The following is a 22,085-nucleotide window of genomic DNA, read 5'->3' as shown; positions in this document are numbered from 1 at the left end:
AAGTCCGTCGTCGGGTAGCCGGTGATGTCGAGCCGGCTGAACGGCAGGTCTTCGCCGGGCAGCGGCGCGCGGTCCGGTTCCGGGCCGCGCGACGCTGTTTTGTATCCCACCCCACGTTCCGCACGCCATGAACGCCGCCTAAAGTGGCCTGGTCCGCAGCCCTGACACCGGGTTGCCGGACGCGCCCACGCACCAGCGAGGGCACGGACCCGCGCGCGTCGCGGGGCAAACAGCCAGGGCCGCCCGCCACAAACGGGCCGACCATGACGAGTGGGGAACGAGCATGCGCGCACAGCGTTTCGTGGCGTCGTTGGCCGGCCTGACGCTGCTCGCAACGGCGGCCGCCTGCAGCGACGCCGGCGCCGAGAACCAGCCGCAGCCGCCGAAGAGCGGCGGGACGCTCCGCGTCGTCGTGAGCGCCAAGCCGGCCCACCTGGACCCGCAGCGCATCGCCACCGCCACCGAGGCCAACATCAGCCGCCTCACCACCCGGACGCTCACCACGTTCCGCTCGGAGCCCGGCGAGGCCGCCAGCGAGATCGTGGGCGACCTGGCCACCGACGCCGGCCGCCCCAGCGAGGGCAACCGGGTCTGGGACTTCCAGCTCAAGGACGACATCCGCTGGGAGGACGGCTCCCCGATCACCTGCGCCGACGTCAAGTACGGCGTGGAGCGCAGCTTCTCCAGCCTGTTCTCGGTCGCCCAGCCGTACGCGAAGACGTACCTCGCCGGCACCGACAACTACGCGGGCCCGTTCGTCGGCGGCAACAACAACGGCAAGGGCCTGCAGTCCGTGCAGTGCGTCGACAACCGCAACATCAAGTTCACGCTGTCCCAGCCGGTCGGCGACTTCGGCTACACGGCCGCCATGTCGGTGTTCGCGCCGGTGCTCGCCAAGCAGGACACCAAGGGCGAGTACGACAAGAAGCCGTTCTCCAACGGGCCGTACAAGCTGCAGGAGAACACCGACCAGCAGCTCGTCTACGTGCGCAACCAGTACTGGGACCGCAAGAGCGACAGCGTGCGCAAGGCCTACCCCGACAAGATCGTGATCGAGGCGAACGGTGACCTGCCGACCGTCACCTCGAACCTGATCCAGAGCGAGGGCGACTGGGCCGAGGCGATCGACCTGGACAAGAACGTCGCGCCGAACTTCGTGCAGCAGGTGGTGAACGACCCCGCCCTGTCCTCCAGGGCCGTGCAGGGCAGCTACGGCGGCATCCGGTACCTGTCGCTGAACACCAAGCGGATGCCCGAGCTGGACTGCCGGCGCGCCCTGGTCTTCGCCTTCAACAAGCGTAAGTTTCGCGCCGCGATGGGCGGCTCCGTGTTCGGCGACTACGCCAACACGATGATCGCCCCTCAGCTGAAGGCCCATAAGGACTTCGACCTGTACGACAGCACGGCCAACGTCGAGGGCAAGCCCGACGTGGCGATGAAGCTGATGGACGACCAGCGCAACAAGGGCAAGCCGTGCGCCACGACGCTGACCCTGGCGATCCCCGAGCAGAAGGACATCAGGCGCCTCGCCGCGACGATGGTCGAGACGTACCAGCAGATCGGCATCCAGATCAAGGTCAACGGCATCGACCCGGAGACGTACTTCGACGTCATCGGCAACCCGGCCAACACCAACGACCTGCTCTGGGCCGGCTGGATCCCCGACTGGGCCAACGGCTCCGCGGTCATCCCGCCGCTGTTCGACGGCCGCCTGATCCCGGCCAAGGCCAACGCCACCAACAACCAGAACTACGCCCTGCTCAACGACCCCGAGATCAACAACGAGATCACCGCGGCGCTGGAGGAGTCGGTGCCGGAGCGGCAGTACCTGCTCTGGGGCGAGCTGGACGAGAAGATCGCGAGCAAGGCCGCCGCCATCCCGATCATCTACATGAAGGCCCTGCGGATGTCCGGCACGAAGGTCAGGGGCGGATTCATCCACCCGCAGTTCGGCCAGCCCGACCTGTGTGCCCTTGGGCTGGCCTGATCCAGTAAGCTTGCGTCTGTTTTGCGATAGCACTCCGCCACCGCCCGCCCACCGAGAGGACGACCGCGCCATGACGGCGTTCGCCTACACCCTGATCGTGCTGCTCCTCATCACGAGCGTGCTGCTCACCATGCTCGTGCTGCTGCACCGCGGCAAGGGCGGTGGCCTGTCGAGCATGTTCGGCGGCGGCGTCTCGTCCAGCCTCGCCGGCTCGTCGGTCGCTGAGAAGAACCTCGACCGCTACACGCTGCTGGTCGGCATCATCTGGTTCGCCTGCATCGTTGGTCTTGGCCTTTGGCTGAAAATTGTCGGAAACGGTGGTGCCTGAGCACGCTCCGCGTTCTAGACTCATGCGCGCGGTCCGTTCGGCGGGCCGCGCGCAGGTGTTTTTCGCCCACACTCCTGCCTCCGCACGACGTCGCACCCCCCGACGAACAGGAGCGAGCAGCCGTGGCAGCTGGTAACGCCATCCGCGGGACCCGAGTCGGTTCCGGCCCCATGCGCTGGTCCGAGCGCGGTGACCAGGCCCCCCGCCGCAGCATCACCTACTGGTGCGCCAACGGGCACGTGACCGAGCCGGCCTTCGCCGCCGAGATCACGCCCCCCGCCACCTGGGACTGCCCCCGATGCGGTCTCCCTGCGGGCCAGGACGAGCAGGCCCCGCCGGAGCGTCCACGCACCGAGCCATACAAGACCCACCTGGCCTACGTGAAGGAACGCCGCTCCGCCGAGGACGGCGAGGCCATCCTTGCTGAGGCACTTGCCCGCCTCCGCCAGCGTCGCGGTTAGGGCCCTTCCGCTTGGTGCCGCCGGCGGCTCTGCTCTGCCCGGTTGTCCGACCGTACCCGCACAGTCCCGCAGCGTTAGCGTGCCGCCGTGCCGGGCCCTACGCCGCGGCGATGCACTGCGGTGTCGTGGTGCTGCGGTGACCGCTGGCCTCGCGACCTTGGGCGACCTCGCGAGGCCGAGCGGCTGCGCCGCGCGTTCGGGGCGTGCATCGGCCGGGGCGCTACGCCGTTCCGGGGCGTGTCAGCGGCGCTGCGTGATCTCAAGCCTCGGCGGCGGCCCTGAGATGTCCGGGTGTGACCCTGGTCGTCTTCTCGGGGCGCCGGGCTTCGGCGTTGCGTGCCGCCGCAGGTGCCTGCTCGTCGCACCGAGCAGCGAGTCACGGGAAGCGCGGGCGCCGTCGATCATGCCCGGAAGCGCCACCCCGGAGCCGGGCCGGCTCGCCGATAGCCCGAGGCGGACCACCACGGGCCTATCGGTTCGCGCCGCGCTGCTGCGGTGGCTGTGGGTGGGTCGTCGGTTGCGTCGCGCGGCAGCCGTTGTCGCGTGCCAGCTCGCCGCGCGCCGCGACCGTGGGTAGGACTCGATGGTTCGCGCCGCGCCGCAGTTGTTGTCACGTGCCAGCTCGCCGCGCGCCGCAGCCGTGACTGCGAGTGGCTCGTCGGTTGCGTCGCGCGGCAGCCGTTGTCGCGTGCCGGCCAGCCGCGCGCCGCAGCCGTGGGTCAGGCTCGCTGGTTCGCGTCGCGCGGTAGCCGTTGTCGCGTGCTGGGCCGCCGCGCGCCGCAGCCGTAGCCGCACGCAGGCTGGCCCGGCCCAGCGCCGAGCGCGTGCCGGCCCAGCTATGTGCCTGCCCAGCTACGCACCGGCCGGCAGTGCGCCGGTGTCGACGAGCCACAGCGTCCGCGTCCGGCCGTGCACCCTCGCCGCGGGCAGCAGCGCCCCGCCGGCGGCCGGCGTGCCCGCCAGCGCCTCCCGCACCGCGTCCGCCTTGCCCGACCCCGACGCCAGCAGCCACACCTCGGCGGCCGTGTTGAGTGTCGGCAGGGTCAGCGTGATCCGTACCGGCGGCGGCTTTGGACTGTCGTGCACGTCGGCGACCGGCCGCGGGTCCTCGCCCACCGGGTGGCCGGGGAACACCGACGCGACGTGGCCGTCCTCGCCGACGCCCAGCAGCACCACGTCGAAGTGCGCGCCGGCGAGCTCGGACGCGTACGACGCCGCGGCGGCCGCCGCGTCCGGGCCGTGCGGGCCGTCGGCGGCGGGCATCGGGCGGACCCGCGACGGGTCGACCGGCAGCGCCGCGAGGAAGGCGTCGCGGGCCTGGGTCTCGTTGCGGTCGGGGTCGCCGGACGGCAGGAACCGCTCGTCGCCCCACCAGAAGTCGACGCGGGACCAGTCGACGGCGTCGCGGGCCGGGTTGTCGCGGACCGCGGCGTAGATCTGGGCGGCGATCCGGCCGCCGGTGAGGACCAGCGACGCGACACCCCGCTCCGCCTGCGCGTCGGTGAGCCGGACGATCAGCCGGGCCGCGACGGCCTCGGCGAGCAGCTTCGGCCCGTCGTGCACCACGACGGTCCGGGACTGGGGAAGGGGAGAGGTCATGAAGGGACGGACTCCAGGGGAGTGGCTTCGGGACGCTCGGCGAGTGCCGGGTCCTTCCAGATGTGCACGCGCGGCGCGCGCCGCTCGTCGAGGTGCCGCCGGCCGGTCGCCGCGGCCAGGGCGGCGGCGTACGGCTGGTCGGGGTCGAGGCGCCGCAACTCCTCGGCGAGCTCCTCGCCCAGCGGCCGGCGGCTCAGCGGCAGGATGCGGTCGGGCTGGCCGCTGCGCTGCAGGGTGGCGATGCCGGCGTTGAGGTCGCGGATGAGTTTCATGGCGCTGCCGTCGGCGAGCTCGAGGTGCACCGCCTCCATGATTTTGCCCTGGCCGCTGCGGCGGGTCGGGTGGACGCCGAGCCGGGCCTCCAGCCAGCCGCCGAGCAGCGGCGCGGTCGGGTCGTTGTCCGGGGCGATGATCTCCACGGCCGTGACGCCGACGCGGTTGGCGTCGAAGGCGCCGGCGAGCAGCGTGCGCCACGGGGTGATGCGCGACCACGACAGGTCGGTGTCGCCGGGCACGTAGTCGTCGGCGCGAATGCGCAGGTTGCCCACGGGATCGGCGGCCTGGGCGCTGTCGGTGATGCGGCGGTCCGCGACGACGCCGAGCGGGTCGTACGCGATCCGCTCCGGCGGGGTGCACTGCCACCACGTCACCACCGGCACGTCCGGGGCGAGCAGCGGCATGACGACCGACTCGGCGTGCAGCGCGAGCCGGCCCTGCATACGCATGACGACCGCCTCGCAGGGACCGAGCCGCCCACCGACGACGATCTCCGCGTCGAGGCGGGACCGCTGCTGGGTGACGTCGGCGCGCACGATGATGAGCAGCCGGCACGGGTGCGCGGACGCGGCGATGGTGGCGGCGGCCTCGGCCTCCCGGACCTGCCGCTCGTCGACGACGGCGACGAGGGTGAGCGCGAGGCCGCTGGTGAGCCCGCCGGCGCTGCGCCGCTCGTTGGCCAGGGCCTTCACGACCTCGATGCCGGTGGTGTCCCAAAGTCCGATCATGACCAGTTCCCTTTCAACGTCGACTCGGGACTCAGGCCCGGCGCCAGGCGCGGCCCTCGCGGGCCAGCATCTCGTCAGCAGCTCGTGGACCCCACTCGCCGGCGCGGTACGGCTCCGGCGTCGAACCCGCCCACGCCTCCTCCAGGGGGTCGATCACGGTCCAGCTCGCCTCGACCTCGGCCGAGTCGGGGAACAGCGTCTTGTCGCCGATGAGGACGTCGAGGATCAGCCGCTCGTACGCCTCGGGGCTGGCGTCGGTGAACGCCTCGCCGTACTGGAAGTCCATCGCGATGTCGCGGACCTCCATCGTCGTGCCGGGGACCTTCGAGCCGAACTTCAGCATCACGCCCTCGTCGGGCTGCACCCGGATGACGAGCTGGTTGTTCCCGAGCATTTCCACGTCCGTCTTGTGGAACGGCAGGTGCGGCGCCTTCTTGAACGAGATCGCCAGCTCCGTGACCCGGCGCGGCATGCGCTTGCCGGCCCGCACGTAGAACGGTACCCCGGCCCAGCGGCGGTTCTGCACGCCGAGGCGGATCGCCACGTACGTCTCGGTCTTGGAGTCCGGCGGGACGTCCTTCTCCTCCAGGTAGCCGGCCACGCGCTCGCCCGCGACCCAGCCGGTGAGGTACTGCCCGCGCACCGTGTTGGTGAACACGTCGGTCGGCACCGTGATCGCGTTGAGCACCTTGAGCTTCTCGGTGCGAATCGCGGTCGCGTCGAACGCCGTCGGCTCCTCCATCGCGACCAGCGCGAGCAGCTGCAGCAGGTGGTTCTGCACGACGTCGCGGGCGGTGCCGACGGTGTCGTAGAACCCGGCGCGGGTGCCGATGCCGACGTCCTCGGCCATCGTGATCTGCACCGAGTCGACGTAGTTGGAGTTCCACACCGGCTCGAACAGGTTGTTGGCGAAGCGCAGCGCCATGATGTTCTGGACCGTCTCCTTGCCCAGGTAGTGGTCGATGCGGAACACGTCCTGCGCGGTGAACGCGTCGTCGACGAGGTCGTTGAGCTGCCGCGCCGTGGTCAGGTCGTAGCCGAACGGCTTCTCGACCACGACCCGCCGCCACCCGCCGGACTTCGCGTTGTCGGACATGCCGGTGCGCTCGAGCTGCTTGAGCACGACCGGGAACGCCGACGGCGGGATCGACAGGTAGAACGCCGCGTTGCCAGGGATGCCCGACTCGTCGTGCAGGTCGTTGAGGGTCTGCGCCAGGTGGTCGAACGCCGCGTCGTCCTCGAACGAGCCCGGCACGAACTTGATGTTGCCGGCCAGGCGGGCCCAGACCTCCTCGCGCCACGCCGTGCGGGCCCCGCTCTGCGCGGCCTTGCGGGCGAGGCCCTCGAAGTCGCCGTCGCCCCAGTCGCGGCGGGCGAAGCCGAGCACCGCGAAGCTGGGTGGCAGCAGTCCCCGGTTGGCCAGATCGTAGACCGCCGGGATGAGTTTCTTGCGGGCAAGGTCACCGGTGACGCCGAAGATGACCAGCGCGCACGGCTCGGGAATCCGAGGCAGTCGCCGGTCCTGCGGGTCCCGCAAGGGATTGGTCATCACACTCACCCTCCGAGGGCGGCCAACAGTTGGTCGATACCGGACTTCCGGTCGGTCAGGTGCAGGCGAAGCAGCGGCAGCCCCCGGTCCAGCAGGACCTGCCGGTCGTCGGCGGCCTCAGCGGCCTGCAGGTCGCCGAACGTGTAGGGGCGTCCAGGCACGCGCAGGTCCGCCGACACCGCACCGGTGATCTGGATGATTGATGCGGCAGGTGTACCCGCACCGCCTCCGACGCCCGCACCGGGCTGGACCTGTGTGCCGCCCCAGGCGAACGTCACGGCCCGGACGACCCGTCCGGCCAGCCCGGTCCGCAGCGCGAGTGCCGCGGCGTCCGCGGTCGGGTCCAGGTGCGCGTGCACGGCGAGGATCCCGCCGGGCGGCACCGTCCGCGCGAACTCGTCCAGCGCCCCGATCAGGGTCGTCGCGCCGACGGCGCTGCGGAACTCCGCGGAGCAGTGCACCTCGACGGCCCCGTCGACGAACGCGGGCGCCTCCGGCGGCAGCCCGAGGTCCAGGACGCGCAGGACCCCCTCCTGCGAGCCGGGCCCTGCCGGGCCACCGGCGCCGGTGACAGCCCGGGCGGAGCCGGCAGACCCGGCGGCGGAGAATCCGGCCGGGCCGGCGGATCCGACAGGGCCGGCGGATCCGGCAGGGATGGCCGAAGCAGCAGGGGTGGCAGGCTCGACGAGGCCGGCCACGGTGAGGGCCTGCTCCCAGGCGAGTAGCTGCGCGCCGAGCGGGCCGTTGACGGCGAGGTCGGGCGCGATGCCGCCGCCGGGCATGACCCCTGGGACGAGGGCCCCGCCGGTGGTCACGCTCAGCACGTCGGGGCCTTCGTGCCCCCAGCTGCCCGGTGTCTCCAGCACGACGGGCACGGCCCGCGAACCGGCGGCGGTGAGCAGCTCCGCCACCCACTCGCCGAGCCCGACGATGCCGCTGCCGTCGGACGCGAGTGCCAGCTTGTCCCGCCCCCCGGCCACCGCGGCGGCCAGGGCCGCTCCGAGCGCGACCGCCGGATGCCCGAACCGCACCGCGTCGGACTCCGCGCGGTTGCCCGACGCGGAAGACGAGCCGAAGTCCGTGGAAGCGCCAGCAGCGGCAGGAGGGCCGGCAGCGGCAGAGGCGCCGGTAGCGGCAAAAACGCCGGCAGCGGGGACGCCGGTGCCGAAGCCGCCGGGCGTGGCAGGGCCGGCGTCGCCGGTGCGGGGGGTCGGCAGGGCAGGGGTGAAGCCGGCCGTCGGCAGTGCGAAACCGGCCGGCGCCGATCTGCGCCGTGGCGGCTCCGCCAGCGCGAACGCCTGCTCGACCAGGTCGCCGATGTCGGCGCCGGCGAGGCCGGCCGGCACCAGCGAGAACGCGGACAGCGCCCCGGGCTGGGCGAGGAACAGCTGCGCGCCCATCTCCAGGGCGGTCGTGGCGAGGGGCGAGCCGGGCACGGTGACGAAGACGAACCGGCGGCCGGGGTCGTGGATGTTGTGCTCCTCGAACGCCTGCAGGTACGCCCGCCGGTGGCTGTCGGTCGCCAGCGCCGTCGACGTGGCCGACGCCGAGGTCAGCACGACCACGGTGCGCTGCAGCCGGTCGGCGACGGCGGCTGCGGCGCCGTGCGGGTCGGTGCCGGACAGGACCGTCAGCGGCACGCCGAGTGTGCGGGTGATCGCCTCGGCCGCGCGGGCCGGGGCGCCGCCGCCGGCGAGGACGATCCGGTCGAGCCCGACGGCCCGCAGCTCCGCGCGGAGCGCGGTGACCCGCGGCACCACGTCGTAGTCGGGCGACCAGTCGGGCAGCCGGTCGGGGAGTGGGGTGCGGGTGTCGATCCCACCGGCGACGGCCGCGGCACCGAACACCGTGAGTCCAGCCGCCGCGGTGACGTCGTCGAGAAGATCAGGCACCCGCACCCTCCACAAAACCAGCCTAGTGACTGCGTGCCCTTACTTGGCGGCTTCCAGCGCGGTCCTCACCGTTTCGATCATCTCGTTGCCGCTGACGCTGAACTTCTCGACGCCTTCGCGCTCGAGCACCTGCACGACGTCGTCGTAGTCGATGCCGACGGCGGCGAGGGCATCCATGACCTGCTGGGCCTCCGCGTAGGAGCCGGTGATCGCGTCGAGGCGGACCTCGCCGTGGTCGGCGAACGCGTGGATGACCGACTCGGGCATGGTGTTGACCGTGCCGGGCGCCACGAGCTCCTCGACGTAGATCACGTCGCGGTACTCAGGGTTCTTCGTCGACGTCGAGGCCCACAGCGGCCGCTGCGGCATCGCGCCGGCGTCGGCGAGGGCCTGCCAGCGCTCGGAGGAGAACAGCTCCTCGTACTTCTTGTACGCGAGCTTCGCGTTGGCGATCGCGGCCTTGCCCTTGAGCGCCTTCGCCTCGTCGGAGCCGATCTTGTCGAGCCGCTTGTCGTACTCGGTGTCGACGCGCGACACGAAGAACGACGCGACCGACCCGATCTTGGACAGGTCGTGGCCGTTGGCCTTCGCCTGCTCCAGGCCGGCGAAGAACGCGTTCATGACGGCCTCGTAGCGCTCCAGGGAGAAGATCAGGGTCACGTTGACGCTGATGCCCTCGGCGAGCGCGGCGGTGATCGCCGGCAGGCCTTCCTTGGTCGCGGGGATCTTGATGAACAGGTTGGGCCGGTCGACGAGCCACCACAGCGCCTTCGCCTCGGCGATGGTGCGGGCGGTGTCGGCGGCGAGGCCCGGGTCGACCTCGATGGAGACCCGGCCGTCGACGCCCTTGCTGGCGTCGGCGGCGGGGTGCATGACGTCGCAGGCCCAGCGCACGTCATACGTCATGAGCGCGCGCATCGCCTCGTTGACCTGCGCGTCGCGCAGGGCGAGGTCATTGACCTGGTCGGCGTAGTCCTCGGCGGAGGACAGCGCCTTGGCGAAGATGGTGGGGTTGGTGGTGACGCCCACGACATGCTGCTCACGGCGCAGCTTGTCGAGGCCGCCGTTGCTCAGTCGCTGCCGGGAGAGGTCGTCGAGCCAGACCGCCACACCCGCGGCGGAGAGCTCGGCCAGCCGATCGGAACTCATCGCAGTGCTCCTCTTATCCAGTTGCCGGTGCTCAGTTGCCGGTGGTGGTGCCGGTGATCTCGCCGACCTTGGCGAGCGAGGCGTGCGCGGCCGCGACGACCTTGTCGACGGTGAAGCCGAACTGCTCGAACAGCACCGTGTGCGGCGCGCTGGCGCCGTAGTGCTCGATACTCACGGCGACCCCGTGGTCGCCCAGGATGTGCTGCCAGGACATGGCGATGCCGGCCTCGACGGTGACCTTCGCCTTGACCCCGGTCGGAAGGACCTGCTGGCGGTACGCCAGGTCCTGCTGCATGAACCACTCCTGGCAGGGCATGGACACGACCCGGGTGGGGGTGCCCTCCTCCTCCAGGCGGCGCTGCGCGCCGACGGCGAGCTGCACCTCGGAGCCGGTGGCGATGATGATCACCTGCGGCTGCCCGTTGGAGGCGTCCTTGAGGATGTAGCCGCCCTTGGCGGTGCCCTCCGCCGGCGCGTACTCGGTGCGGTCCAGGACCGGCAGGTTCTGCCGGCTGAGAGCGAGGGCGACCGGGTGGTCGGTGACCTCCAGCGCCCGCCGCCAGGCCCACGCGGTCTCGTTGGCGTCGGCCGGGCGGACCACGGCCAGGCCGGGGATCGCGCGCAGCGCGGTCAGGTGCTCGACCGGCTGGTGCGTCGGGCCGTCCTCGCCGAGGCCGATCGAGTCGTGCGTCCACACGTACACGACCGGCAGCTTCATGAGAGCGGCGAGGCGCACCGCGGGGCGCATGTAGTCGGAGAACACGAGGAACGTGCCGCCGTAGGGCCGGGTCGGGCCGTGCAGCTTGATGCCGTTGAGGATCGCGCCCATGCCGTGCTCACGGATGCCGAAGTGCAGCGTGCGACCATACTCGTGGCCGGGGAACGCCTTGGTGGCGAACTCCGTCGGCAGGAACGACGGCTCGCCCTCCATGGTGGTGTTGTTGCTCTCGGCGAGGTCGGCGGAGCCGCCCCACAGCTCGGGCAGCACCCCGGCGAGCGCGCCGAGCACGTCGCCGGAGGCCTTGCGGGTCGCGACGCCCTTCTCGCTGGCCGGGAACTCCGGCAGCACCTTCGCCCAGCCGACCGGCAGCTGGCCGGACAGCAGCCGGTCCAGCAGCGCGGCGCGGTCGTCGGCGGAGTCCTTCCACGCCTCGAAGCCCTTGTCCCACTCGGCGTGCAGTTCGCGGCCGCGCTCGATCGCGGTGCGGGTGTGTGTCAGGACCTCGTCGGACACCTCGAAGGTCTGCTGCGCGTCGAAGCCCAGGATCTGCTTGGTCGCGGCGACCTCGTCGGCGCCGAGCGCCGAACCGTGGATCTTGCCGGTGTTCTGCTTCTTCGGGGCGGGCCAGCCGATGATCGTGCGCAGCGCGATGAACGACGGCCGGCTCGTCTCGGCCTTCGCGGCCTGGATCGCGTCCCACAGCGCCTGGACGTCCTCGACGTAGACGCCGTCGCCGGCGTCGTGGCCCGCGCGCCAGTCGACGGTCTGCACATGGAAGCCATACGCCTCGTAGCGGGCGGCGACGTCCTCGCTCTTGGCAACCTTGGTGTCGTCCTCGATGGAGATCTCGTTGTCGTCGTAGATGACGACGAGGTTGCCCAGCCTCTGGTGGCCGGCGATCGCGCTGGCCTCGTGCGTGATGCCCTCCTCGATGTCGCCGTCGGAGCACAGCACGTAGACGTGGTGGTCGAAGAGGCTCTCGCCGGTGGCCGGCTCGGGGTCGAACAGGCCGCGCTCGCGGCGGGCCGCCATCGCCATGCCGACCGCGTTGCCGAGGCCCTGGCCGAGCGGGCCGGTGGTGGTCTCCACGCCGGCGGTGTGCCCGTGCTCGGGGTGGCCCGGGGTCAGGGAGCCCCACTGCCGCAGCGACTTGAGGTCGTCGAGGCTCAGGCCGTAGCCCGCCAGGTACAGCTGGATGTAGAGGGTCAGGCTCGAGTGTCCACAGGAGAGCACGAAGCGGTCGCGGCCGAGCCAGTTGGGATCGGTCGGGTCGTGCCTCATGACCTTCTGGAACAGCAGGTAGGCCGCGGGTGCCAGGCTCATCGCCGTGCCGGGGTGGCCGTTGCCGGACTTCTCGACGGCGTCCATGGCGAGGACCCGGACCGTGTCGACCGCGCGCCGGTCGACGTCGGACCAGGAAAACTCGGGACCGTTGACCTCTTCAGCGCTCACGGCTGTGCTGCTCCTGTCGAACGAGGGTTGTCAGGGCTGTTCAGATCGACCCTACCCACGATCGGGTAGCCCCACGCGCAGTCGACCATGTTTCGGACATCGGCGACACTGCCTGCGGCAACGGTAGTCGATGGCCGCATGGCGCCCCACCGGCGCGCGACTGCACGGATGCGACACGGCGGCGGTAAACCTGGATCGGTTCAGCTTTGCGCGAAACTTCTGTCCGCCGGGAGCATTGCCGGGTGGCGCGAGACCGGCCCGGGCCGCCTGTGCCGGGGTGCCGTCTGGCCTGCGTTGATCCTGTTCTAGGATGCGAGAGCCCGCCGGTCTCGGCGGGACCCTCGGCTCCGCCGTGTCCCTCCCGCGCCGTCACCCGGCCGGGCCTGACGGCATGCGGCGCTCAGGTGCGGCCGATGCCGGAAGGTGGCTCTCCAGACGTGACGCAGCTCGTCGACCGTGCGGCGGTCCCCCAGAGCGCGGCGGCGGCCCGGCCGGTCCGCCCCACGACGGCGGCGGCGCTGGCCAGGGCGCAGCAGGATCAGGCGGCCGGCCGCCGCGCCGGCCTCGGCGCGGTCGTCAAGGCCTACGTCTCGCTGACCAAACCCCGGATCGTCGAGCTGCTGCTCATCACGACCGTCCCGGCGATGCTGCTGGCCGAGCGCGGCGTGCCGTCGCTGTGGCTGATCGCCGTGGTGCTGGTCGGCGGGTCCCTGGCCGCCGGCGCGGCCAACGCGCTCAACTGCTACATCGACCGCGACATCGACCCGCTGATGAAGCGCACCTCGCGGCGCCCGCTGGCCACGCACAGCATCACGCCGCGGGCGGTGCTGGTCTTCGGCCTGACCCTGGCGGCGCTGTCCACGGTGCTGATGGCCACCTTCACCAACCTGCTGGCCACCCTGCTCACCGTCGGCGCGATCGCCTACTACGACCTCGTCTACACGCTGTGGCTGAAGCGCACCACCCCGCAGAACACGGTCTGGGGCGGCGCGTGCGGCGCGGCGCCGGTGCTCATCGGCTGGGCCGCCGTCACCGGCGGGCTGGCCTGGCCGGCGTGGGTCATGTTCGCCGTCGTCTTCCTGTGGCAGCCGCCGCACTTCTACGCCCTGGCGATCAAGTTCAAGGACGACTACGCCCGCGCCGGCATCCCGATGCTGCCGGTCGTGGCGAGCATGCGCCGCGTCGGGCTGGAGACGGTCGTCTACAGCTGGCTGACGGTGGCCGCCTCGGTGGCGCTGTGGCCGTTCGGCATGACCCCCGTCTACGGGGTGGTCGCGGTCGTCGTGGGCGCGATGCTGCTGCTGGAGGCGCACCGGCTGGACGGCCGGGCCCGCCGCGGCGAGCCGCTCAAGCCGATGCGGCTGTTCCACTGGTCGGTCACGTATCTCACGCTGCTGTGCGTGGCGATCGGCGTGGACGTCTTCATCCAGTAGGTTCGGACGGCTGGGTCCGGACAGCTGGGTTTGGAGCGCGCCCGCGCTCCGTCCCCCGGAGGCGTGACGCAAGCTCTGCGAAATGCCGACCTAAGCCGGACTTAACCCAGAAACGCCCGAATTTTTGGCACACCGCGCGGCGGTTTGCCTGACGTGATGCACATCTCTTCTTTCGGTCACGATCCGCGCTCCCGAATATCCTGTTTTAGCGGTTTCTGTCAGGGCAAAACGAACACCCGGTAAACTAAACCTGTCAGTAACTACGATCACAACAGGGTGCCGGTTCACGCGCGAGTAACGGGGTACCCCTTTAGTGTGGCCGTCATGGCAGATGGTTCCGATACGACGATGACCCTGAGCCGCCCGGTGCCGGGCAGCCTGATCTCCGGCATCAAGTCCTTCGCGGACGACCACGGCGGCGCCAAGGCAGTCATCGAGTACGTCGGCCGGCGCGGTGCCCGCATCGTGCTCGTCGGGGAGGACGGCGTCTGGGGCGACCAGATGGCTGAGGGCACCGACATCGCACGCTCCGCCTGCGTGCAGGCCGGTGTCACGATCGAAAACGGCTGGGAGCGCGAGCTGCTCGAGCAGATGCGGCCCAGCAACGACCTGTGGCGCTCGATGGGGCGGCGTGTCCTTTCCCGCTGAGGTCGGTATCTTCGCTGCGTGATCAATGAACAGTCATATTCCGCGACCCGGGCCGGTGCCCGGGTCGCTCTCGTTACCTGCGCTGAGCTGCCGGAGCTCGACGCGGATGACCAGAGCCTCATCCCGGCGCTCGCCGCCGCCGGTGTCAACGCCGTCCCCGCCGTCTGGGACGACCCGGCCGTGGACTGGCCCGCGTTCGACCTCGCCGTCGTACGCAACACCTGGGACTACCCGAAGCGCCGCGCCGAGTTCACCGCCTGGGCGACGTCGGTGCCGCGGCTGGCCAACGCGGCCGACGTGATCGCCTGGAACACCGACAAGCGCTACCTGCGCGAGCTGGAGCGGGCCGGGATCCCGATCGTGCCCACCACCTGGCTGGGCCCCGGCGACCCGACGGACGTCCTGGACACGATCGAGGCCGCGGAGATCGTGGTGAAGCCGGCCGTCAGCGTCGGCAGCGTCGACACCGGCCGCTACCGGCTGCCGGAGCAGGCCGGCCTCGCCGCCGCCCACGTCGCGCGCCTGCAGGAGGCCGGGCGGACCGTCATGGTCCAGCCGTACCTCGCCGACGTCGACACCGCGGGCGAGACGGCCCTGCTGTTCATCGGCGGCGTGTACAGCCACGCCATCCGCAAGGGCCCGATCCTCACCGGACCCGACGTCGGGGTCGAGACGCTGTACCAGGAGGAGTCCATCACGCCGAGGACGCCGTCGCCGGCCGAGCACGCCCTGGCCGCCCGCGTGCTGGCGGCGCTGCCCTTCGACCCGGCGGCGCTGCTCTACGCCCGGGTCGACCTGCTGCCGTCGCCCTCTGGCGACCCGGTCGTCATCGAGGTCGAGCTGACCGAGCCCTCGCTGTTCCTGACCACCGCCGACGGCGCGCCGCAGCGCCTCGCCGCGGCGGTCGTCGCGGCCGTCGCCGAACGTGCGGACCGCCCGTGAACATCTTCGAGGCGATCCTGCTCGGTGCGGTCGAAGGGCTGACCGAGTTCCTGCCGATCTCCAGCACCGGCCACCTCACGATCCTCGAGAAGCTGCTCGGGTACTCGATCGACGACCCGGACATCACCGCGTTCACCGCGATCATCCAGACCGGTGCCGTCCTGGCCACCGCCTTCTACCTGCGCCGCGACATCGCCCGGATCGTTCCCGCGTTCTTCCGCGGCCTGTTCGACAAGCGCCGCCGCGCCGACGCCGACTACCGGTTCGGCTGGTCGGTGATCCTCGGCTCGATCCCGATCGCGATCGTCGGCCTGCTGTTCAAGGACCAGATCGAGACCACCCTGCGCAGCCTGTGGTTCGTCGGCGGGGCCCTCATCGCCTTCTCCGGGGTCATGTGGTTCGCCGACCGGGCCGCCACCCAGCAGCGCCACGAGGCCGACGTGACGTGGAAGGACACCCTCATCATCGGCACCGCGCAGGCCCTGGCGCTGATCCCCGGCGTCTCCCGCTCTGGCGCGACCATGTCGGCGGGCCTGCTGCGCGACTTCGACCGGGTCACCGTCACCAGGCTGTCGTTCTTCCTGTCGATCCCGGCGCTGTTCGCCGCCGGGGTCCTGCAGATCGCCGACGAGCACGACAACATCTCCACCGGCGTCGGCTGGCCCGCCACCATCGTCGCGACCCTGGTCAGCGGCGTCGTCGGCTACATGGCCGTCGCCTGGCTGCTGAAGTTCGTCGCGCGGCACACGTACACCGTGTTCATCGTGTACCGGGTCGCCCTCGGCACCCTGTTGCTCGTCCTCCTGGGCACCGGCACGATCGAGGCCACCTAAGATCCCGCCCCGGGCCGCCGATGATCCCCATGTGAAACGGCGGCTCGGTGCGGCCATGGTGCTGGCCTCGGCACTGCTCACCGGCGTGGCCGGGTGCGGCGTGCTGCCCGGCCTCGGCGGCGGCTCCGACGGCTCGACCGCCAAGAAGGACGGCAAGATCCTCGACCTGCCGGAGAAGACCGTGTACTCCAGGGGCGACGCCGTGGACCCGTCCGCGGGCATGACCACCGGCGCCCCCGTCCGCGGGCCGCTCGCGTCGATCTCGCCGCTGCCGAAGGTCAGCCGCAGCTACCCGGCGCCGAGCCTGAGCCCGACCGAGTGCACCGGCGTGGTGCGACCCGGCGTCGTCAACGGCGCCGAGGTGGTCCCGGGCACCACGTCGGCGACCGTCAGCTGGTGGAACATCGGCGATCCCAGCCTCGTGGAGTACCAGCTGACCTGGATGTCGCAGGAGCTGCTGATCGGCCCGCAGCCCGGCTGGACGTGGCTGTCGGTGCCGCCGGGGAAGGGCTGCACCCGGGTCACGGCGACGGTCACCGGGCTGATCTCGCAGACCCCGTACGTGTTCGTCGTGCACGCGCTGCTGAAGAAGTACGAGTCGCTGCCGCCGACGGCGCCGGAGGTGGCCCGCTCCGAGTCGGTCGTGATGCGCTGACGCCGCGTTCGCTACGGTGGTCGGGTGACTGACGCCGCACAGCTGGCCCGGCCGGCGGGCGCGGACCCGGCCGGGACCGACGCGCCGGTGATCACCCAGCACGAGCCCGACGGCCGGCGCACCGCCTTGACCGCGGCGCAGCTCGGCGGGTGGGCCGCCCGCACCGCCGGGCTGCTGCACGACTGCGGCCTGGGTGCCGGCAGCCGTGCCGCGGTCCTGCTGCCGCCGCACTGGCGCACCGCGGCCGCGCTGCTCGGCGCGTGGTCGCTCGGGGTGACCGTGTCGTTCCAGCTGTCCGCGACTGCGGGGCTGCCGGCCGTCGGCCCCGACGCGGGCGTGCCGTTCGACGTGGTGTTCGCCGCCAGGGAGCGGCTCGGCTCGTGGCTGGAGGACGTCCCCGACGCGCCGCACCGGTTCGTGTTCGGCGAGGGCGGCGCGGCGCACCGCGACCCGCGCGACGTCATCGGCTACCGCGACTTCGAGGCCGCCGTCGCGCCCTACCCGGCGGACGTCCCGGCGCCCGCCCTGGTCCGGACCGGCTCGGCGGCCAGCGGCGACGGCACCACCTACGGGCAGTGGGGCAGCATCGCCCGGGAGCTCGCCGAGCGGCAGGAGCTGCGCGCCGGCGACCGGGTCCTGATCGACGCCACCGAGCACGAGCACCCGGTGAAGTGGCTGCTCGCGCCGCTGTCCGTCGGCGCCTCGATCATCCTGTGCCCCGGCCCGGCCCGGCTGGACGAGCTCGCCGCCGCGGAAGGCGCCACCCGGATCTTCGGCCGGTCGTAGGCGCCGGCACCGGCGGCCGCCCGGCCCCGGGTCGCCGGGTCACAGCCCCTTCGCGTGCGCCTGGAGCGCGCGGTCCACCAGTACACCGGCGGCATCCGGCGACTCGGCCGGCTGTGCGCGGCGGGTGAGATGTTCGCGCATGCGGTCCGGGTGCACGAGCAGCCGCTCCAGCGCGGCCCGCAGCCACGCCGCCGCGGAACCGGTGCACACGAGCAGCTCCTGCAGCGGCCGCCACTCCGCGTGCCAGGCGCCGGCGGCACGTTCGTGCTCGTGGGCCATCGCGGCGAGGAGGTTGGCCACGAGGCCCGGCGCGGACCCGGCGCTGCCGAGGGCGCAGACGGCTGCGGTCGAGTTGCGCTTGTGCGGCATCGCCGACGAGCCGCCGGGCGTGCTCTCGGCGGCCTCGTCGACCTCGTCCTGCGCCAGGAGCGTCAGGTCCCGGGCGATCTTCGCGACGATCCCGGCGGCCGCGCCGAGCGCCCCGGCGAGGTCCGCGATCCGGGTGCGCTCGGTGTGCCAGGGCAGCACCGGCTCGCCGAGGCCGAGGATCGTGGCGAGGCCCTCGACGAGGTCGGGCCCGTCGTCGCCGAACGGGGCGAGGGTGCCGGCGGCGCCGCCGAACTGCACCGCCAGTCGCTCGCTCCGCACCTGCTCCAGGCGCCGCCGGGCGGCGTCGAGGCCGCTGAGCCAGCCGGCCGCCTTGAGCCCGAAGGTCGTGGGCACCGCCTGGCGCAGCAGGGTGCGGCCGATCATGCGGGTGTCGCGGTGCTCGCGGGCGAGCCGGGCGGCCTGGTCGGCGCAGACGGCGAGGTCGGCGAGCAGCGGCCGCAGCGCCTGCGCCGCGACCAGCATGCCGGCCGTGTCCAGGATGTCCTGGCTGGTGGCGCCGAGGTGGACCGACGGCCCGGCCGGGCCGGCGAGCACCCGCAGCGTCTCCACCAGCGGCACGACCGGGTTGCCGCTGGCGGCGGCGCGGGCGCCGAGGTCGGCGGCGTCGAAGTGCTCGGGCCGGGCGCAGCCGGTGATCGCGTCGGCGTCCGCCTGCGGGATCAGGCCGCTGAACGCCTGCACCTGCGCGAGGGCCGCCTCGACCTGGAGCATCGCGGTCAGCCACGCCTCGTCACCGACGGCCGTGGCGACCTCGCCGCGGGCCAGCACGCCGTCGAACAGGCTCGAAGAGTTCGGTTTCATGGCCGCCCCGGAGATCTCATGCCCGCCACGGAGGTTTCGTGCCGCCGGAGGTGGAGGCTCGTGCGGGGTCGTGTCGGGCCGGTCGCCGCCGCTCGCCGTGACGGGGTCCCGCGGACCGCGGTGCCGGACATCGCGTTGACGACTCTATCGAGCCGCCGCGCGGCGAAGCCCGACATTGCCGGATCACGCCTGTCGCTGGGCGTCCTCAGCGGCGACCCCGTGCGCGGCCCGCGCTCACCGAGCGGATCCCGGACACCGGACACCGGGCTGGGGCGGATCGAACGCGGACGCCTGCACCGACCTGCGGTGGATCACGGTCCGCGGCCCGATCGCCCCTACCCGTCCATGCGACCGGCTACAGAAAGTCGGTGAATCCCGGGCGGAACCGGTCGTCCGGCTTGCCGAACGTGGTGAACACCAGGCCGCCCCGCGGCTCGACCCCGGGAAGGTGTTCGGTCATGCGATGTTGTTCAACGACGCATGCCAATGCCTCTTGCAGGTCGGACTCAAGCTGGTGGACCGCTTCCTCGAGGTCCTCCTCCTTGCGTGACCAGTTGATATCGGCGTCGCGCAGCTGCTGTCCGGCCAGCTTGGCGATGACCGACGGGTCGTTGACCGCGACTTCCAGGCGGCAGTAGATCTGCATGATGAGCGGTTCCGTGTGCCCCATTGCACGAGGGTTACACATGAAAGATCTATGGCCAAAGAACGTGCAGATGAATTTACATCACGGCAATGCGCGGCCAGCCGTGAATCTTTCCGGGCCTAAGGTGCGGGGCATGGTGTCGTTCATCCGTAACGTTTCCTTCGACTGTGCCGACCCGTACGCCCTGGCCTCCTTCTGGGCGGGCGTGGTCGGGCATCCCGTCCACCCCGGCTGCGCCCCGGGCGACGACGAGGTCGTGATCGAGCCGGCCGATGGGCCCCGGCTGTACTTCCAGGCCGTGCCGGAGCCGAAGACGGTCAAGAACCGGGTGCACGTGTGCCTGCAGCCCGGCGACCGTCCCCGCGACGCGGAGATCGAGCGGCTGCTCGCGCTCGGCGCGGTCCTGGCCGCCGACCACCGCGACGCCGGCGGGGGCGGCTGGGCGGTGCTGCTCGATCCGGCCGGCAACGAGTTCTGCGTGACCGGTGCGGAGGACGAACGGCACCCGTGAAGATCCTGTGCGGGTCCGGTGCACGCCGGCCGGATCCGCCGGTCGGTGCGGCAGTGTCGGCGGCGTGCCCGCAACCCTGCCGACGCATCCCCTGGCCGTCCTGCCGCTGAAGCTGTGGCGGCCACGCTGGTTCGACGGGGTCGCCCTCGCCGTCGGCGCGACCGCGCCCGACATCGCCTACGCGCTGGGCGGCGCCCTCATGGTGCGCAGCCACACGGTCGCGGCCATGTTCTGGTGGGGGCTGCCGGTCACCGTGCTCACCGCGTGGCTGATCCGCCTCGGCGCGCCCACCGTGGCGGCGCACCTGCCGGGGCCGCTGCGGGAGTACGGGGTGCTGCGCCGGGTGCGCCACCCGTGGTGGGTCACCGCGGTCTCGGCGCTGCTCGGCGACGCCAGCCACCTGCTCTGGGACCTGGTCACCCACCCCGGCCCCGGCGTGGTCGCGCACTGGCGGCTGGTCCGCGACGTGAGCGACTACGCCGCGCTGCTGCTGTTGCCGCTGTTTCTCTGGTACGTGGGGCGCCGCCACCTGATCGCGCGGTGGCACGGGCCGGCCCCGGTGGTGCCGCGGCGGCCGCTGCTGTTCTGGTCGGTCGCGGTCGAGGCGTTCGCGGCGGGCGCGTTCATCACCGGCCGGCTGGAGTACTTCGGCCCGCACGTGTTCGTCGTGCGGCTGATCGTATCGGCCATGATCGCTCTGCTCGCGGCGTCCGTGGCACTACACTTCGTGGGTGCTCCTGGAGACAGACCGGCTGCTGCTGCGGCGGTTCCACGCGGGTGATGCCGCCGCCCTCGCCGCCTACCGTTCGGACCCGGACGTCGCCCGGTACCAGTCGTGGGACGCCCCCTACCCGCTCGGCGACGCGCTCGCGTTCGTCACCGAGAACGCGCACCTGGATCCCGAGCGGGAGGGCTGGTTCCAGTACGCCGTCCAGGGCCGTGACAGCGGGCTGCTGATCGGCGACGTGGGCGTCAACCGCGGCGACGGCGGCCGGCAGGCGGAGATCGGCTTCACGTTCGCCCCCGCCTTCCAGGGCCGCGGCTACGCGACCGAGGCCGTGGGCCGGATCGTGCGGCACCTGCTGGCCGAGGAGGGCCTGCACCGGGTGCACGCGTCCCTCGACGCGCGCAACGAGCGCTCCGCGCGGCTGCTGGAGCGGCTCGGCTTCCGCCGCGAGGGCCTGCTGGTGCGGGCCAGCTACTGGAAGGGCGAGTGGACCGACGACCTGCTCTACGCGGTGCTCGCGTCGGAGTGGCCCTCGTAGACCAGCTCGCCCTCGGGCCGCCCGGAGGCGGGGCGCTCCGCGCCCGGCGACACCGCCAGCAGCAGCCCGAGCGTGGCGGTCCACACCAGGCACGCGCCGAGCATGTGCAGCAGCACGACGGGCCAGGGCAGGCCGGTGAAGTACTGCACGAACCCGACCACGCCCTGTGCGAGCTCGACCACCAGCAGCAGCGCGGCGGCGCGGGTGACCCGCAGCGGGGCGCCGAGCGCGCGCAGCCCGAGCCACATCGCCAGGGTCAGCCCGACCAGCACGAACACGGCGTCGCCGTGCAGCTGCGAGACGGTCTCGGCGTCGAAGCCGGTGCGGGCGGCCTTCGTGTCGCCGGAGTGCGGGCCGCTGCCAGTGACGACGGTGCCGAGCACGAGCACCACGGCCGACACGGCGGTGACGACGATCCCGGCGGTGCGGATCGCGGCCGGCGCGGTCCAGCGCGGCGGGACCTCGCGGGTGCGGTGCCAGAACACGTACGCCAGGGCGATCAGCAGCATCGAGGCCAGGAAGTGCGCCATCACGGTCCACGGGTTGAGCGCCATGCGCACCGTGATCCCGCCGAGGACGCCCTGGAACGCGATGCCGGCCATCATCCACACGCCGGCGGCGAGCAGCCCCGGCACCCGGCGGCGCTGCCGCCACGCGGCGGCGAGCGCGATGACGGCGATGAGGCCGAGGACGAACGTCAGCGTCCGGTTGCCGAACTCGATGATGCCGTGATGCCCCATCTCCTGGGTCGTCACGTAGGACTCCTCGGTGCACCGCGGCCAGGTCGGGCAGCCGAGCCCTGACCCGGTCAGCCGGACGAGCCCTCCAGTGCACACGATCCCGATGTTCGCCACCAGCGATGCGAGCGCCGCCCGGCGCAGCACCACGGGGCGATCGAGCAGCGACGACAGCATCCCCAACACCCGCCCGATACTACGCGCGGCTACATATCGCGCTCGGCGGCGGTCGCCGCGCGCTCCGGCGCTGTCCGTGCTCGGCCCCAGCGTTGCCCGCGCTCGCTCCGGCGTTGCTC

21 protein-coding genes are annotated in these 22,085 nt (G+C 72.1%); 12 read left to right on the top strand and 9 right to left on the bottom strand.

Annotated features, from left to right (window positions below; all coding sequences use genetic code 11):
* Window positions 1–283 precede the first annotated feature (283 nt).
* The 3 genes from AB0H83_RS42520 to AB0H83_RS42510 all read left to right on the top strand — a co-directional run bounded on the left by AB0H83_RS42520 (window position 284) and on the right by AB0H83_RS42510 (window position 2,776).
* The gene (locus AB0H83_RS42520; RefSeq protein WP_360106328.1) at window positions 284–1,987 is read left to right on the top strand and encodes an ABC transporter substrate-binding protein; all 1,704 of its coding nucleotides are present in this window, start codon (window positions 284–286) and stop codon (window positions 1,985–1,987) included.
* Between the two features lie 70 nt (window positions 1,988–2,057).
* A complete protein-coding gene (gene secG / locus AB0H83_RS42515; protein ID WP_360106325.1) occupies window positions 2,058–2,315 on the top strand; it encodes a preprotein translocase subunit SecG in 258 nt (85 codons plus the stop codon).
* Window positions 2,316–2,437: 122 nt separating this feature from the next.
* Complete coding sequence (locus AB0H83_RS42510; protein ID WP_360106322.1) at window positions 2,438–2,776, top strand: RNA polymerase-binding protein RbpA; 339 nt, start codon at window positions 2,438–2,440, stop codon at window positions 2,774–2,776.
* Between the two features lie 852 nt (window positions 2,777–3,628).
* Here the strand turns inward: AB0H83_RS42510 and pgl are convergent.
* From pgl to tkt, 6 genes are read right to left on the bottom strand one after another with little or no spacing between them, the layout of a single operon-like run.
* Complete coding sequence (pgl, locus tag AB0H83_RS42505) at window positions 3,629–4,375, bottom strand: 6-phosphogluconolactonase (protein WP_360106319.1); 747 nt, start codon at window positions 4,373–4,375, stop codon at window positions 3,629–3,631.
* Window positions 4,372–5,379, bottom strand: a complete 1,008-nt coding sequence (locus AB0H83_RS42500; protein WP_360106316.1) for a glucose-6-phosphate dehydrogenase assembly protein OpcA — start codon at window positions 5,377–5,379, stop codon at window positions 4,372–4,374. The genes pgl and AB0H83_RS42500 overlap by 4 nt, the downstream gene beginning before the upstream one ends.
* 31 nt (window positions 5,380–5,410) lie before the next feature.
* Window positions 5,411–6,928 (bottom strand): glucose-6-phosphate dehydrogenase, encoded by a 1,518-nt coding sequence (zwf, locus tag AB0H83_RS42495; RefSeq protein WP_360106313.1) that lies wholly within the window; start codon window positions 6,926–6,928, stop codon window positions 5,411–5,413.
* A gap of 5 nt (window positions 6,929–6,933) precedes the next feature.
* Complete coding sequence (locus AB0H83_RS42490) at window positions 6,934–8,820, bottom strand: hypothetical protein (protein WP_360106310.1); 1,887 nt, start codon at window positions 8,818–8,820, stop codon at window positions 6,934–6,936.
* A gap of 39 nt (window positions 8,821–8,859) precedes the next feature.
* Window positions 8,860–9,969: a transaldolase gene (tal, locus tag AB0H83_RS42485; protein ID WP_360106307.1), complete on the bottom strand. Its 1,110-nt coding sequence runs from the start codon at window positions 9,967–9,969 to the stop codon at window positions 8,860–8,862.
* A 31-nt stretch (window positions 9,970–10,000) separates the two neighbouring features.
* Complete coding sequence (tkt, locus tag AB0H83_RS42480; protein WP_360106304.1) at window positions 10,001–12,142, bottom strand: transketolase; 2,142 nt, start codon at window positions 12,140–12,142, stop codon at window positions 10,001–10,003.
* A 518-nt stretch (window positions 12,143–12,660) separates the two neighbouring features.
* On the opposite strand from tkt, the gene AB0H83_RS42475 reads away from it, so the two are divergent.
* The 6 genes from AB0H83_RS42475 (at window position 12,661) to AB0H83_RS42450 (ending at window position 17,439) form a co-directional block, all read left to right on the top strand.
* A complete protein-coding gene (locus tag AB0H83_RS42475; RefSeq protein ID WP_360106343.1) occupies window positions 12,661–13,575 on the top strand; it encodes a heme o synthase in 915 nt (304 codons plus the stop codon).
* Window positions 13,576–13,899: 324 nt separating this feature from the next.
* Window positions 13,900–14,223, top strand: a complete 324-nt coding sequence (locus AB0H83_RS42470) for a hypothetical protein (RefSeq protein ID WP_360106301.1) — start codon at window positions 13,900–13,902, stop codon at window positions 14,221–14,223.
* Window positions 14,224–14,241: 18 nt separating this feature from the next.
* Window positions 14,242–15,165, top strand: coding sequence for a hypothetical protein (locus AB0H83_RS42465; protein ID WP_360106298.1), 924 nt, complete (start codon window positions 14,242–14,244; stop codon window positions 15,163–15,165).
* Window positions 15,162–15,998, top strand: a complete 837-nt coding sequence (locus tag AB0H83_RS42460; protein WP_360106295.1) for an undecaprenyl-diphosphate phosphatase — start codon at window positions 15,162–15,164, stop codon at window positions 15,996–15,998. The genes AB0H83_RS42465 and AB0H83_RS42460 overlap by 4 nt, the downstream gene beginning before the upstream one ends.
* Window positions 15,999–16,029: 31 nt before the next feature.
* Window positions 16,030–16,653, top strand: a complete 624-nt coding sequence (locus AB0H83_RS42455; RefSeq protein WP_360106292.1) for a hypothetical protein — start codon at window positions 16,030–16,032, stop codon at window positions 16,651–16,653.
* Between the two features lie 24 nt (window positions 16,654–16,677).
* Window positions 16,678–17,439 (top strand): TIGR03089 family protein, encoded by a 762-nt coding sequence (locus tag AB0H83_RS42450; RefSeq protein WP_360106289.1) that lies wholly within the window; start codon window positions 16,678–16,680, stop codon window positions 17,437–17,439.
* A gap of 39 nt (window positions 17,440–17,478) precedes the next feature.
* Here AB0H83_RS42450 and pcaB read toward each other — a convergent pair whose 3' ends face one another.
* Complete coding sequence (gene pcaB, locus AB0H83_RS42445) at window positions 17,479–18,630, bottom strand: 3-carboxy-cis,cis-muconate cycloisomerase (protein ID WP_360106286.1); 1,152 nt, start codon at window positions 18,628–18,630, stop codon at window positions 17,479–17,481.
* Window positions 18,631–18,985: 355 nt separating this feature from the next.
* Window positions 18,986–19,300, bottom strand: a complete 315-nt coding sequence (locus AB0H83_RS42440) for a hypothetical protein (RefSeq protein ID WP_360106283.1) — start codon at window positions 19,298–19,300, stop codon at window positions 18,986–18,988.
* A gap of 109 nt (window positions 19,301–19,409) precedes the next feature.
* On the opposite strand from AB0H83_RS42440, the gene AB0H83_RS42435 reads away from it, so the two are divergent.
* From AB0H83_RS42435 to AB0H83_RS42425, 3 genes are all read left to right on the top strand, one after another.
* The gene (locus tag AB0H83_RS42435; protein WP_360106280.1) at window positions 19,410–19,787 is read left to right on the top strand and encodes a VOC family protein; all 378 of its coding nucleotides are present in this window, start codon (window positions 19,410–19,412) and stop codon (window positions 19,785–19,787) included.
* A gap of 64 nt (window positions 19,788–19,851) precedes the next feature.
* Window positions 19,852–20,568 carry a DUF4184 family protein gene (locus tag AB0H83_RS42430; protein ID WP_360106278.1) on the top strand — a complete coding sequence of 239 codons (717 nt, stop codon included), beginning with the start codon at window positions 19,852–19,854 and terminating at the stop codon, window positions 20,566–20,568.
* Window positions 20,519–21,052, top strand: a complete 534-nt coding sequence (locus AB0H83_RS42425) for a GNAT family protein (protein WP_360106275.1) — start codon at window positions 20,519–20,521, stop codon at window positions 21,050–21,052. Before AB0H83_RS42430 ends, AB0H83_RS42425 begins: the two co-directional genes overlap by 50 nt.
* Here the strand turns inward: AB0H83_RS42425 and AB0H83_RS42420 are convergent.
* Entirely contained in the window at window positions 21,019–21,966 is a 948-nt protein-coding gene (locus AB0H83_RS42420; RefSeq protein WP_360106340.1) for a COX15/CtaA family protein, read from the bottom strand. The genes AB0H83_RS42425 and AB0H83_RS42420 overlap by 34 nt on opposite strands.
* Window positions 21,967–22,085: the final 119 nt, after the last annotated feature.

The sequence above is a fragment of the Dactylosporangium sp. NPDC050688 genome (assembly GCF_040654515.1).
Classification (GTDB): Bacteria; Actinomycetota; Actinomycetes; order Mycobacteriales; family Micromonosporaceae; genus Dactylosporangium.
Note: the sequence above shows the minus strand (reverse complement) of the source record. Positions and strands in the feature narration are given on the sequence as shown.